The sequence below is a fragment of the Pseudomonas sp. Leaf127 genome (genome assembly GCF_001423155.1).
Classification (GTDB): domain Bacteria; phylum Pseudomonadota; class Gammaproteobacteria; order Pseudomonadales; family Pseudomonadaceae; genus Aquipseudomonas; species Aquipseudomonas ovata.
On the sequence record NZ_LMOA01000022.1, the window covers coordinates 204,707 to 218,407 of the forward strand.

The 13,701-nt window shown below is 63.1% G+C and carries 6 protein-coding genes; 3 read left to right on the plus strand and 3 right to left on the minus strand.

Annotation, left to right across the window (positions count from 1 at the left end):
- Window positions 1–35: 35 nt before the first annotated feature.
- Complete coding sequence (locus ASF84_RS18830) at window positions 36–1,130, plus strand: enoyl-CoA hydratase/isomerase family protein (RefSeq protein WP_056840366.1); 1,095 nt, start codon at window positions 36–38, stop codon at window positions 1,128–1,130.
- Window positions 1,131–1,132: 2 nt separating this feature from the next.
- The gene (locus ASF84_RS18835) at window positions 1,133–2,284 is read left to right on the plus strand and encodes an acyl-CoA dehydrogenase family protein (protein WP_056840367.1); all 1,152 of its coding nucleotides are present in this window, start codon (window positions 1,133–1,135) and stop codon (window positions 2,282–2,284) included.
- A 60-nt stretch (window positions 2,285–2,344) separates the two neighbouring features.
- Here ASF84_RS18835 and ASF84_RS18840 read toward each other — a convergent pair whose 3' ends face one another.
- The 3 genes from ASF84_RS18840 to ASF84_RS18850 all read right to left on the minus strand — a co-directional run bounded on the left by ASF84_RS18840 (window position 2,345) and on the right by ASF84_RS18850 (window position 13,266).
- Window positions 2,345–7,525: a dermonecrotic toxin domain-containing protein gene (locus ASF84_RS18840; protein WP_056840368.1), complete on the minus strand. Its 5,181-nt coding sequence runs from the start codon at window positions 7,523–7,525 to the stop codon at window positions 2,345–2,347.
- 127 nt (window positions 7,526–7,652) lie between these two features.
- Window positions 7,653–12,587 carry a dermonecrotic toxin domain-containing protein gene (locus ASF84_RS18845; RefSeq protein WP_056840369.1) on the minus strand — a complete coding sequence of 1,645 codons (4,935 nt, stop codon included), beginning with the start codon at window positions 12,585–12,587 and terminating at the stop codon, window positions 7,653–7,655.
- Window positions 12,588–12,705: 118 nt separating this feature from the next.
- On the minus strand, window positions 12,706–13,266 hold the full coding sequence (locus tag ASF84_RS18850; protein ID WP_056840370.1) for an NADPH-dependent FMN reductase: 561 nt from the start codon (window positions 13,264–13,266) through the stop codon (window positions 12,706–12,708).
- A 191-nt stretch (window positions 13,267–13,457) separates the two neighbouring features.
- On the opposite strand from ASF84_RS18850, the gene ASF84_RS18855 reads away from it, so the two are divergent.
- The gene (locus tag ASF84_RS18855) at window positions 13,458–13,670 is read left to right on the plus strand and encodes a hypothetical protein (RefSeq protein ID WP_056840371.1); all 213 of its coding nucleotides are present in this window, start codon (window positions 13,458–13,460) and stop codon (window positions 13,668–13,670) included.
- Window positions 13,671–13,701 lie beyond the last annotated feature (31 nt).

Genomic DNA, 13,701 nt, shown 5'->3' on the forward strand with positions numbered 1-13,701 from the left:
CGGCATCGTAAAACAAACAGAACAAGGAGTTCGTCATGAGTTCACCGGCTTCACCCTCGCGCACTGCGGCGCAGGCCAGCGAGAAATCCGTGTTGATCGATGTGCGCAACCATATCGGCCACCTGGTGCTCAATCGCCCCGCCGGGCTCAACGCCCTGGACCTGCAGATGGTCCGCACGCTGAAGCTGCAGCTCCAGGCCTGGGCCGAGGATGACGACGTGTATGCCGTGGTGCTGCGCGGCGCCGGTGACAAGGCGTTCTGTGCCGGTGGTGACATTCGCGCCCTGTACGACAGCTACACCGGTGGTCATGACCTGCACTTGCGGTTTTTCGAAGAAGAGTACGCGCTGGACCTGGCCATCCATGACTACCGCAAGCCGATAATGGCGCTGATGGACCGGCTGGTGCTTGGCGGTGGCCTGGGGCTGGTGCACAGCGCCGACCTGCGGGTGGTGACCGAGCGCAGTTCACTGGGCATGCCCGAGGTGGCCATCGGTTATTTTCCCGATGTCGGCGCCAGCTATTTCCTGCCGCGCCTGCCCGGTGAGCTGGGCCTGTACCTGGGGATTACCGGCGCCCGCATCGGCGCGGCCGACGCCTTGTATTGCGGGCTGGCCGACTGGCACATGCCCAGCCAGTCGCTGGGGCGCCTGGACCACATGCTCGATCACCTGAAATGGAAATCCACCCCGCTCAAGGACTTGCAGGCGGTCATGGCCCGCCTGGGCAGCCAGCGCTTGCCCGACCCACCGTTGCAGAGGCTGCGGCCGGCCATCGATCATTTTTTCGCCTTGCCCGACATCGCCAGCATCATCGAGCAATTGCAGCAGGTCAGCGTGGCCGACAGCCGGCAATGGGCGCTGGACACGGCCAGAGTCATGCAGGGCCGCTCGCCACTGGCCATGGCCGTGACCCTGGAACTGCTGCGCCGGGGTCGGCAATTATCCTTGCAGGAGTGTTTTGCGCTGGAGCTGAGCCTGGACCGCCAGTGGTTCGAACATGGCGACCTGATCGAGGGTGTGCGCGCCCTGATCATCGACAAGGACAAGCAACCGCGCTGGCAGCCGGCCACGGTGCAGGCGCTCAAGGATGAAGATGTGCGGCGTTTTTTCACCGAGTCGGAGAGCTGATCATGCATGACCTCGAACTGAGCGAAGAACAGGTGATGATCCGTGACATGGCCCGGGACTTTGCCCGCCACGAAATCGCCCCGCACGCTCGGGCCTGGGAGCAGGCCGGGTGGATCGACGACGAGCTGGTGGCGCGCATGGGCGACCTGGGGCTGCTGGGCATGATCGTGCCGGAACAGTGGGGCGGCAGTTATATCGATTACGTGGCCTACGCCCTGGCGGTGGAGGAAATCTCCGCCGCCGATGCGGCCACCGGCACCTTGATGAGCGTGCACAGCTCGGTGGGCTGCGGGCCGATCCTCAATTACGGCAATGACGAGCAGAAAAATACCTGGCTGGCACGGCTGGCCAGCGGCAAGGCCATCGGCTGCTTTTGCCTGACCGAACCGCAGGCCGGGTCCGAGGCGCATAACCTGCGCACCCGGGCCGAGGCGGACGGTGATCACTGGGTGCTCAACGGTGCCAAGCAATTCGTCAGCAATGGCCAGCGGGCGCAACTGGCGATTGTCTTTGCGGTGACCGATCCGGCACTGGGCAAGAAGGGCCTGTCGGCGTTTCTGGTGCCCACCGACACCCCGGGGTTCAACGTCGAGCGGCGCGAGCACAAGATGGGCATTCGCGCCTCGGACACCTGCGCCATCAGCCTGACCGATTGCCGCATTCCGGCGTCCAGCCTGCTGGGCGAGCGCGGCAAGGGCCTGGCCATTGCCTTGTCCAACCTGGAAGGCGGGCGCATCGGCATTGCCGCCCAGGCCCTTGGCATTGCCCGTGCGGCGTTCGAGGCGGCACTGGTGTATGCCCGCGAGCGGGTGCAGTTCGGCAAGCCGATCATCGAGCACCCCAGCGTGGCCAACCTGCTGGCCGACATGCACACGCGCATCAATGCCAGCCGGCTGCTGGTGCTGCACGCTGCCCGCCTGCGCAGTGCTGCCCTGCCCTGCCTGTCCGAGGCCTCGCAGGCCAAGCTGTTTGCTTCAGAAATGGCCGAGCAGGTGTGCTCCAGTGCGATGCAGATTCACGGGGGCTATGGCTACCTGGAGGACTACCCGGTGGAGCGTTACTACCGCGATGCACGCATCACCCAGATCTACGAAGGCACCAGCGAAATCCAGCGCCTGCTGATTGCCCGGGAGCTGCGCCATTACCTGGCGTAGCCACCGAACGCATGCAGCCGATACCGGGCTCGCAGACATGCGGCCCGGTACTGCCAATCGCTACGGCACCTTCTTGTGCCGCCCCAGCACCGTGACCAGCAAGGCCACCGTATCGGCGTTGGCCAGCATGACGTCGGTACGCTTCTCGACATCGGCATAGAACACATCGCGTGCCTGTGACAGGCTCTTTGTACCGGTGATGTCCAGAATCCTGCGCAAGGACTTGCCGTCGCGCTTGCCCAGGTCTTTCCAGGTGCCGTCATGCTGGTGAATGCGAAACAGCCGGTCTGCGGGCGTACGATGGGACAGGCCGTTCTGGTGCGTCACGATGTCCTCCTTCATGGCATGACGATAGGCCGAATTATCTTCCAGCAGGTCGACAAACGGCATGTGTGACTCCACATAGGCAATGTCTTCGGTGGCGCAATACAAATGCGACAGTTCATGCAACAGGATCGCCGAGCGAAAATGCGCGCCCAGGTGAAAGTCACCGCGCCTGGTCACGCGGGGCTTGAGCCGACACACCGGGTCAATGAAAAATTTTTCCGTCAGGTAGATATGCTTTTGCGGTTCGGTCAGGAAGGTGAAGGCCAGCGTATCTTCCCCATTGGTCCTGCGGGTACCGACGATAAAGCGTTGAGAGTTGAAGGGTGACAAAGAACTGTCTGTCAATTCTGCATACAGCCGCCTGACTACCCTGTCGACTGCATCGTAGAGGCGGGTGTCCGGTTGGGGTGCACCGAAGAAATCGGCCAGAAGGGCCGTGACCTGCTCATGATGCCCGCCGGCAGCAGTACGATGGCCAAGATTGTCCAGGCAGTTTTCCAGGTACTGGCGCGCCTGCGCATGGCTGTCGACGATATCCTGGGCCCGAGTACGGTATTTCTGGCGGATCTCCGCCATGCCGCGCGCCTCGACGAGCAGGGAGTGTTCCACTTCGGCCTCGACCAGGCTGCTCTGTATGCGGGTGACGATCCCGCCACCGCCTCTGAGCCCGCCTTGCAGATCCAGTTGCCACTGTTGTTGCAAATCGAGGGTGATGCGCGGTCCCGTATTGTCGCCACCGATGATGTACCAGCCATTCTCGTCCCGGGCCACCTCGTAGACCGCGCCGGTCAGGGGCACATACGTTCTGTCATTGGCCGGGTCCAGGTAGACATTGAGCAATGGGTCCTTGGACAGCATATTGAGGTTCACTTCATGGACCCGAAACGGGCGCAGCCGCGACCATAACTGCGACGTCATGCGGTTATTGCCCCAGCCGAACGACTCGAAGTTCGGCGAAGGCTGCCTGTCGGTGACCACGGGGACGCCTTCAGGATCCCTCACTTCAGGCTCAGGCATCTCTTCTTCCCTGGCGCGCCGGGCAGAAATCAGCACGCCAAGGCCGGCCAGCAGCTCGGACGCCGCCTTGCCCCAGTTGTCCTGCACCACGTCGAGGGCCGAAGCGTGGAGCAGGCCCTGGCTCTGCCACACACCGACCAGCGCGCCCAGGCGCCCCGGCAACAAGGCCAGGAGCTGCTCGGCGCCCAGTGCCCAGAGAAACCTTGTGCGGCTGCGGTCAGCCTCGTGGTTGGTCACACTCAACTGGTCGAACCACCATTGCAGGACCTGCCCCGCACTGTCGAGCAAGGCTTGCAGCGCATTGCCCTGCAGCGGTGCCACGGCCAGTGCAACCGGCTGCGGAGTCGACCAGGGCACATCCAGCGTCGACTCGGTACTGAATGGCACATGCGGCTCCATGAACCCACCGTTGTCGTATAACCGACGCCCGGTCGAATCGAGGCGATCAAGGATGAAGGCCTGCATGGGCGCATGCGTGTGAATATCGTTCAGCAAGGCGTCGGCATCAGCGTACTCCTTGAGCAGGAAATCGGCATTGAACAATGCATACAACAACCACGGGCCCGGCTGCGGCGCACGGGGCGCAATGATGAACGCGCCCAGCACCGGGTTTTCAGGCAGACCGGGAGCCGCCTGCAACTGCAGGGGGCTGATGATGATGTCGCGGCCCATCACCGGCAATCGCCCTGTACCATCAGGCATGCTCAGGACACTTTCGATGAAGCGATAACCTTGCTCGCTCAAATCGTCGACGATGCGCATGGCATACGTGCGCAGCAGCTCCAGAGGCGGTATCTGCTCGGCGTAGAACTTCAGGCGAACGGGATAATCGGGATCGCCGGGCGAGAACTTGTCATTCAAGAGCTGTCGATAATGGGTTGAAATATCCAGGTCGCGAATCATTTGCTCCAGATAGGCAGATGTCAGTGCCTCGTGCAGATCTCCGCCCTCGTTTGTCGATACCGTAACCAGGCCATCCTGGCTAGCCGAGAACCGCTCGATGGCGTAGTCGGTCAGGCTGGCGCTCACTTGCGTCGTCGCCGCCGGCAAGCCTTGAGGAACCTCACCAATGGCCACTGGTGCTGCGGTGTAATGCGTCAGGGTCACCCTGATCCGGTCGGGGCTAAAGGCATGCCCGGGGAAATCAGCCTGCAGTCGAGCCAGCAGTTTCGTGCGTGCATACTCACGCGGCTCCGGAATATCAAAGAGAAAATCCTTGCCTGAATGACACGCCACATACCAGTGCTGGACGATACTCCTGAGCTCGAACAACTGCTCCAGCGTGGCCTGCTTGACCCAGGCCGGCAGCAAGGCATCGGAGAGTACAACCTGCAGCGTGATCCCGATCCGGTCGAGTAACTGGCGATTGCCTGTATCGCCCTCTCTGGCCTGCAGGGCATTGCGCAGTTCATCGGCTGGCAGCTTCCAGCGCATGGCCTGGCGCAGGGCATGTGCCACGTCCTGGCATTGCCGATCGGTATCGGCCTGCTGCAAGGCCTGGATAAAATGCCCGTCCACCGGTTGCAACAGCACCTTGAGCGATAAGGGGCCTTGCTGGTTGTCCAGCCAAGATTGCAAGCGGGCCCGGTCGGCCTGGCCGAGCTGGCTCATCCAGGCCGCACGCGCCATCGGCCGGTCAAAGTCGGCGACCAGATTATCCTCTAGCGCCTCTAGCGAAACATGCGTGCCGAGCCCCGCGCACAATGACCACAATACGTGATGCCCGGCGCCTGCCGCCCGGTGCAAGACCAGCACGTCATGCAGCAGCACCTCAGGCTGGCCGGTGTCAAAAGAGAGGCGAACCTGGTTGACCACGACCCGCTGCTCACCCTGGGCCGTGCGCAGGTAAGCGATCGGTAGATCCAGGGCCTGACGAAAGATCTCCAGGCTCGGCAAGTCGGGATCTTCGACGCGCAGCCCCATGGCCAACTCCAGGTGCAGTGCACAATCACGAATCTGAACGCCCTGCATCGGCAAAGGCAACCGGGTGTCGAGCCAGCGCAGGGGGCGGGAGAAAAAGCGCTGCAGGTGCAGCTTATAACGCTCGGCAAACACTTTGCATGCCTGTGTGAGGATCTGTTCGAGCAGCGCGACGGGCAGCTCCGGCACACGCTGTATCGTATGTTCGGTTGTGCCGCTCAATACCCTGGCATCGCCAGGCAGTGGTTCGGATGCGTACCCACTGAGCCGCTCGAGTGCCAGGGAAACAAGCCGGACGTTGCCCAGGCCACTGGATTGAACCCACAGGTCGCGGGCATCCAGATGCTCATCGCCCAGCACCGCCAGATAGCGATTCAGCACTTCGCGCATGCAACCGTTCACCCCGCTGTAGAACTGGCCCTGACGCTCGACGAACAGGTCCAGGACTCTTAATTGCTGGCCCCAGGAGTCCGGCGAAGTCAGAATGGGCGAGTCGATCAGCCACGGATGGTCGTCGCTGCCGTCCTCCAGATCCGAGGCCCAGCGTTTCTCGAAGCTGCCCTGGCCACCGGCCCAGCGTGTGTTGTCATGCACGTCCGCCAGACGACGGTCCAGCAGCGCGCGAATGTCCAGCGCATCATCCACCCGAACGGCAGCACGCTTGTGCTCGATGGCCGGTAGATCAAGCACATGCGCCAGGCTGCGCTTTTGCAAGGCAATGATCGACTCGAGCTGCCGGGTGAACAACGACTCTTCGATCAGGTCCAGGCGCACATGCTCGATTCCCGTTGCCTGCAAGGCAGCATGCTCGTTCAACGAAGTGAAATGCACGACCTCGACAAATCCCTGGTCACTGCGAAAGTGTGCTTCGAGTTGCTGGCGATTGGCGAAGCGTCGTATCCCGTAGCGTGAAGAGAACAGGTACATACCCGGCAGTTCGGTGTTGATCAGTTCCAGAAGAAAAAGACCCGACAGCTTTATTGCGCCCTGCCCGCTCACCATGATCGACACCTGCCAGGCCTGGCCGGCCTCGCCACCGCTGCGCAATGCGGTGTCACGCAGACGCCGCAATTCCAGCTCGCTCAATTGCTGGCGAGCACGGGCGTGCAACAGACAGTGCCGAAACGCGTCGGCCAAGGCGCTTGTGGCGAATTCACGCACCGTCAGGCCATCGGCACGCGGCGCGTTCCAGTACTCGTCCAGCACGGCCTGGAAATGCCAATCCAGGTCGATGCCGGCCGCGGTCAGTGCCGATTGCCAGGGCAAGGCCTGAGCCTCACTCAACAGCTCGCCCCGGGGCCCCAGAAACTGCCGTGGCGTCACGCTGCCAGCCCCATGGTCGACAAACGCCGCCTCGGCCAGGGCTTGCGTACCCACGACCCGAATCCCCTCAAGGCCGGTTTCGCTGAGCAGTTGCAGCGGGTGCTGGAAAACATCGATGTCGATCTGCAGCCGGGACTGGATTTCATCCTGCAACTTGCGGGCGATGACCGTCTGCAGCGATGGCAGGCCGTCGAGCTGGCAGCTCAGGGCGTCAAGGTGAGCGGCCTGCTGCTCAATGATCGCCTGTGCCCGACGCGCAAAGGGATCATCTGGCACATGCTCGACCTCCAGAACAGCCGAACGCCCCCCCAGAAAGCGCTGGATGAGCGCTTCGTTCAATCGGGTACGATCAGCGAAGCGTTCGATCCCGAACAGCAGGGTGTGCAGGAAGATGGGCGCCGTCGGCAGCAAGGGATCACTGATCACCCAGGCGGCGGTCAGTTCGGCGCCCAGTTCAAGGCCCGTTTCGCTGACCAGGCGCTCGATACGCAGACCCGGTAACGTGGCATCGCGGCCCGGCGTATCGAGCAGCCCCTGCAGCCAGTCGTGTTGTTCTGCGCTGATCTGTGAGGTGCTCAACGCTTGCTTGAGGTGCAGGGAAAAGCGCTTTTTCAACGCCGGGCCATGAAAATAGGGTGTCTCGACAGCGGACATGCAAGGTTCCTTTTGCAGGGTCTGGCCGGCTCCGGCACCTGCCACAGGCGTGATGACGGAGCCGGCAATAAAGAACCGGGATGCTATCGACAGGTACAGGGCGTGCTGCGCTACATAAGGCAATAATTCAGCGCCAGCGCTGATGCCCCAGCAGGCTGACCAGCATGGTCAGCGAATCGGCATTGGCCAGGATGATCCGGCGCCTCGCATGCGGGTTGGCGAAAAACTCCCGACGTGCAGCCGGCAGGTCGGGCTGCCCCGTGAGCAACAGGACAGCCGCAAAGGCCGGTCCATCCTCGACGCGCAGATCGCGCATGCCGCCGGCTTCCCTGACCTGGAACAACTGCGCTGGCGGCGTCCGGTGCGACAGCGAATACTCACGCAGCTGCTGCAGGCGCTGTTTGTAGTGAGCCAACGCCGGCAGGCTTTCATCGAGCCGCTCCAGCGGCGGTGCGCTGGCATCCAGATAGGCAATGTCATGGGTGTCGAGGACCAGATGGGAGATCTCGTGCAGCAGGGCCATGGCCCGAAAGTGATCGCCTGGATTGAACGCCCGACTGCCCGGCTGGCCCTCCACGAGGCGATAGGGCGGCGTGGCAAAGAACATCGGACCGAGAAAAAACCGCGCCTGTGGATCGCCGACGATCACAAAGGCGGCCAAGGTCTCGCGGCCCGGCTGGAGGGCGCCGGTGACGAAACGCATGGAATCCAGGGGCGACAGCGAAGGCTCCGACAACGCCATGAACAGTGCGCTGACCCGCGCCCTCAGGCTGTCGATCAGCACCATGCCCGGCACCGGCACGCCGAAGAAGTCACGCAATACGGCCTGCACCGGCGCGGACAAGCCTTCGGCAAACGGCACGTTGAGGTTGAACAGCACATTGCGCAGGTACGCCAGGGCCTGGTAGCGCGCCAGGTTGATCTGCCGGGCGTGATCACGGGACAGACTGCGGATTTCAGCGATGCCCCTGGCCTGCACAATCATGAGTTCATCAATGCGGTCCTGCAGCTCCTGATGCTCATCCGTGCGATCCGGCAAACCGCCGCCGCGCAAGCCCTGTCCGAGATCGAGCTCCCATTGCTGGTGGCTGTCCAGGCGAATGGCTGGGCCGTCGCCGCTGCGCCCCGTGATCCGCCAGCCATTGTGCTGTAGGGCGACCTCGTAAACCTGCCCGGCCACGGCGGCATACTGGCGTGCGGTGACCGGGTCCTGATAGAGGTTCAACAAGGCATCACGGCGCAGGCGGCTCAACTCGATGTCATGCACCTCGAACGGGCGCAGTCGCTGTTTGAGTTCGGGCGTCAACGCCGAATGACGCCAGGAAAACTCTGGAAAGTCCAGGGCCGGCTCCCGGCGTGGGTCGTGCAACGCCGGGTCGGCCTCTTCACGACGCGTCGTCACCAGCATGCCCAGTGCCGCCGAGAACTCGGATAACGCCTCTCCCCAATGGCGTTCATAGACGGCACTGGCCGATGCACGGAACAAGGCCTGGCTTTGCCAGGCGGCCAACAGAATGCCCAGCTTGCCGGGCACAAAGGCCAGGATCTGTTCGATGCCCAGCGCCAGCACATGCACAAACGACGCCCAGTCGGCCTCGGCACTGCTGACGCTTTGCTTGCGGCTCAAGTCCTGCAGCAATTGCAGGGTGGCCTCGAACAGGTGCCGCAGGGCATTGCCCTCCAGCACCTCGGTGCCCAGGGCTACCTGCGCGGGCCTGACCAGTGGCACGTCGCTGAACGACTCGGTGCTCCAGGGAATGTGCGCCTCATACAGGCCATCATTTTCATAGCGTTTGCGCACGACAGGCGCCACCCGGTCCAGTATCAACCGCTGCAAGGGACCCACCGTGCGCAACTGGGCCAACAGATCGTCCAGGTCGCGAAACTCCTTGAAGCAGAACGACTCGTTGAACAGTGCATGCAGCACCACCGGCCCCTGGCGGGTGTCCAGCGGCGCGATCAGGTAGAGGCCAGCCGCCGGGTCAGGCGCCATGTCGGGGCGTGGCACCAGGGTCAAGGGGCGCAAGACGATGTCACACCCGTGCACCGGCTGACGCGCCTGGCTGTCGGGCATTTCCAGGATGCACTGGATGAAATCGAAGGCGGTCGGGCTGAGCTGGCCCTGCATTTTCATTTCCAGCGCCACCAACGACAGCAAGGCCGGCACCTGACGAATGAAACGCTCCCGGCGCTGCGGGTAGTGCGGATCGGTCAGGGCAAGCCGTTCGGCCAACAGCGTCCGGTACTGCATGCCCAGGTCCAGTTCATGCACCAGCGCGGCGACATAGCCGGCCGTCAGCCCGGCCGGGTGCGTCATGTCCGACGGCACACCGATGCTCAGGCTGGCGTCCTGCAGGTGGGCGAAGTGGTTCAGGGCGAAGTCCACCAGGCTTTCACTGTCGACCTGCGTGGCGGCCGGGATGGCCGAGGGAATGCTGCCCACCGGCACCGGGGCCGCAATGTAATGGGTCACGGTCACGATAATGCGCTGCGGGTCCAGCGCCACACCGGGGAAATCACGGGCCAGGGCGACCAGCAGGCGCTGACGGGCAAAGCCATGGAGCGATGCGATACCACTCAGAAAGTCTTCGTTGCAATCAACATCATGGCCGTAACGGCTCAACAGGTCGGCATAGACGTCCATGTCGGCCATCGAGGCCGAGCGCAACCACGGCGGCAGCATGGCCAGCAGCACCTTGTTCTGGATGCGGATGGCCAGGTTATCCAGGCAGACCAGCAAGCGTCGATCTTCACCGGCCAGGTCGATGTAGCGCCGGCACAGGGGAGCCGCCAGTCGATGGCTGCGGGCCTGTTGCAGGGCATTATCGACGCGCTGTTGCTGGCGCTGCTGTTCATCGTGCTGCATGCGGCGGATGAAATGCCCGTTCTCCGGCGCCAGCTGCAAACGGAACGAATGCCCTGCTGCCAACTGCTCATCGAGGTGGCGGCGATCCGGCTCATCAAGCAGCGCCAGCCAGCGTCCCCGACCGACCGGGGGCGTCATGCGCCGGTTGAGCCATTGTTCAAGCGCGTGCATCGAGGCCAGTGGTTGCAGGCCAGTGATTGATGACCAGAACAACAAAGCCTGTTGTGGCTGACCGGCCAGGCTGATGACCCAGGCATCGGCCATGGCCAGCGGCAGCGCCCGGTCATCGGCCAGCAGGATCAGCGCCCTGGCCTCGACCTGCGCATGCCCCAGGGCCGGACGCGTCGTGGCCTGCGGGTGGTCCAGCACATGCTGCAGCCAGTCGGTGTGCAGCAGCGGAAACGACTCGGTACGGCGCGCCACGGCCAGCTCCAGGCGCAACAGGGTTTCGCGCAGCGTGCAATAGGTCTGGCCCGGCTGTGCCTGGGCAAGCCCCTGGCGCAGCGCACGTGCCTGGAAGGCCTCGACACTGTTGGCACACAGTTCGTGCAGACGCCCGGCAGCGCGGGCCAGCAGGTGATCAAGCAGCGGACGATTGAGGGCCGCCAGGGGTTGCCAGCTGTCATGTGCTGGCGACCGGCCGAACGCTGCACTGCCGGCCGGCAAGGGCCCCGGGCAGGCACCGCTCATGTGCTCCAGCAGCAGGTCGATCAGGCCCAGCCGTTGCGCAGTGACCACCGGCGCAGCAGGCTGTACGCCGACGTGGTTGTCTTCATGATTGTCGCCACCGGTTTCGACCCAGTCGATTTCTATCTGCGCTGCACTTAACGGCTCAGGCGCACCCAGCACCGCCAGCCACGGGCTCAGCGCCTGTCTGGCCAGGCTTTCCAACCGCGGTCGCCGGTCATCAAGCGCAGCCAGCTGCGTGACCAGTCGGTTGACCTGTTCCAGCCAGATGGCCGCAGGCTCATGCGGGGCAGCGGGGACCTGGGTCTGCGCCGACGGCGGCAGCGACCAGGTGCTGGCAAAGGAGGAAGGCGCCGCCGCCCAGCGCCGACTGCCTTCGATGAAAGGCAGGCGGCCATCGAGCAGACTGCGTACATCCAGGGCGTCGTCGAGCATGGCCTGTTGTTCCTGCGGCTCACGGCGAGCGCGCCTGAAAGCTTGATCCAGATTGCGCTTTTGCAACGCGACCAGCGCGTCGATGCTGTCCAGGAACAGCGGCGCGCTCAACGGATAAGCCTGCACCTCAAGCCCACCGGTTGCCGGCCACAACGCCTGATCATCCAGGGAAAGATACCCCTGCAACTCTGCGCGCCCGGCCCCGCTGTTGGCCAGCGCAACCAGGGCTGGCCAGTCGCTCAGATAGCGCAATCCCCTGGCGGGGCAGTACAGCACATCGCCCTGTGTGCCGAGATGAATCAGGTACAGGCCGATCAATTTGAACGGTCCCTGCCCGCCCACACTGACCGCCAGCCGACTGATCGGGACCGGGGCGGCAGTATCGAGCAGCCGCGTGCCCACCTGCACCAATGCCTCGGCCCACGAGTGCCCGGCGTGCTGCGCCTCGAAGGCATGGTGGGTCAAGGCGTCGGCCAGGGCTTGGGCGAAGCGCGTGCGGCGGTTCACCCCATGAGCATCGTGGGCAAGCCAGAAGTCATCGAGTCGGCTGTCGACGTCGTGCTTGAGGTCGGTGGATGCCGGCGCGTCATGCCACTGCGGCAAGTGTTCCAGTTCACGACTGAGTTCGCTCAGCATCTGCGCCTGGTGATCGACGATGCGCAGCATGCGCGGTGCCAAGACCTGCGAGCCGAGTACCTGGTACTCGAACACCGGTTCGCGGCCGGCAAGCACGGCAAAGCGCTGCTTCAAGCGCTCTGCAAGCGCTGCCCGGTCAGTGAAGCGCTCAAGGCCCCAGGCCAGGGTGTCCAGATAAAGTGTCTCGGCAGCTTGCTGCCGACGCACGATCAGCAGGGCCGAGGCCAGGCCCAGGGGCACCGGCGAGCCATCCTCGAGCAACAAGGTGTAGACAGCAGGCGCGTCGGCGGCGTCAGGCGCAGCAGCCTTGAGGCCGTCCAGGGACAGCAGCCAGTTCAGCTCAAAGGCATCGAGGGTTCCCTGGTCCCTGGCGTGGCGCAGGTTGTGTGCAAACCTGTCGCGCAGCGACTCGACATGAAAGTAAGGGGTGGGTGACATGGCAGCGTTCCTTTTGCACAAAAGGCCACCGCACACGCACGCAGCGTGTGGATGGCCGAAAAATGAAAAAGGAGCCTAACCAGAGTGTGACGCAAGGCTGCCGTACATATGGCTGTCTTTAGAACTTGCGGTTTTTTTCTACCCAGGCGGCGAAGGTGTCGATAAAGGTCTTGAGAAAACCCTGGGTGCGTTCGTTCAGTGTGCCGTCTTCATTGAAGCTGGCGCCGATATTGCCCAGGTAGGCTTCAGGCTGTTGCAGGCAGGCGACATCGAGAAACACCAGCGACTGGCGCAAGTGGTGGTTGGCGCCAAAGCCGCCGATGGCACCCGGCGAGGCACTGACGACCGCGCCTGGCTTGCCGCTGAAAGCGCTCTTGCCATAGGGGCGCGAGCCAACGTCGATGGCGTTTTTCAAGGCACCGGGCACCGAACGGTTGTATTCGGGGGTGACGAACAGCACGCCATCAGCGCTCGCCAGTTGCTCGCGAAAGGTGCTGTAGGCGGCCGGCGGGTTTTCACCGTCGATGTCTTCGTTGTACAGCGGCAAGTCGCCGATTTCGACAATGTTCAGCTTCAGGCTTGCGGGGGCAAGCTCGGCCAGGGCCAAGGCGATTTTGCGGTTGATCGAATCTTTTCTGAGGCTGCCGACCAGAACGGCAATAGAATGCACCTGACTCATGGAAACTCCTGCTGCGAAGGGGGGTGAAGACTATGAGTTATAGATGAAACGCTGGTTGAGTTGTATGAAGCCTGTGCTTTTCTTTTCAGTCACGAAAAGGACAGCGCGGCTGTCGAACTCAAAGACCTTTTAGTGGTCTACAGGCGCGATTCACACGCAATGTTCGCGGTTCTTACAGAGGTTCAAGGCAAATGGCTGCAGTTATGGTCGGACAGTTTCAGGCAAGAGATGCCGAAGGGCGCGTCTACCCGATGCATGAATTCCAGGAGGCACGCAGCGATGCCGAAGGTGGCGCGCATGTAGTGACCACCTACCGCCTGGCGATCGGTGACCGCATCAATCACCTGGGGGGTGACGAGTTCGAGCTGGTGCAGAATGGTGTCAAGCTGACCCGTATCCGCTGATAGCCAACGGCGCGCTGAGTCGCTGCCGTGA

Coding starts and splice junctions, on each gene's coding strand:
- ASF84_RS18840 (WP_056840368.1), bottom strand. CDS start 7,525: ATGTCCGCTGTCGAGACACCCTATTTTCATGGCCCGGCGTTGAAAAAG.
- ASF84_RS18830 (WP_056840366.1), top strand. CDS start 36: ATGAGTTCACCGGCTTCACCCTCGCGCACTGCGGCGCAGGCCAGCGAG.
- ASF84_RS18845 (WP_056840369.1), bottom strand. CDS start 12,587: ATGTCACCCACCCCTTACTTTCATGTCGAGTCGCTGCGCGACAGGTTT.
- ASF84_RS18850 (WP_056840370.1), bottom strand. CDS start 13,266: ATGAGTCAGGTGCATTCTATTGCCGTTCTGGTCGGCAGCCTCAGAAAA.
- ASF84_RS18835 (WP_056840367.1), top strand. CDS start 1,133: ATGCATGACCTCGAACTGAGCGAAGAACAGGTGATGATCCGTGACATG.
- ASF84_RS18855 (WP_056840371.1), top strand. CDS start 13,458: ATGGCTGCAGTTATGGTCGGACAGTTTCAGGCAAGAGATGCCGAAGGG.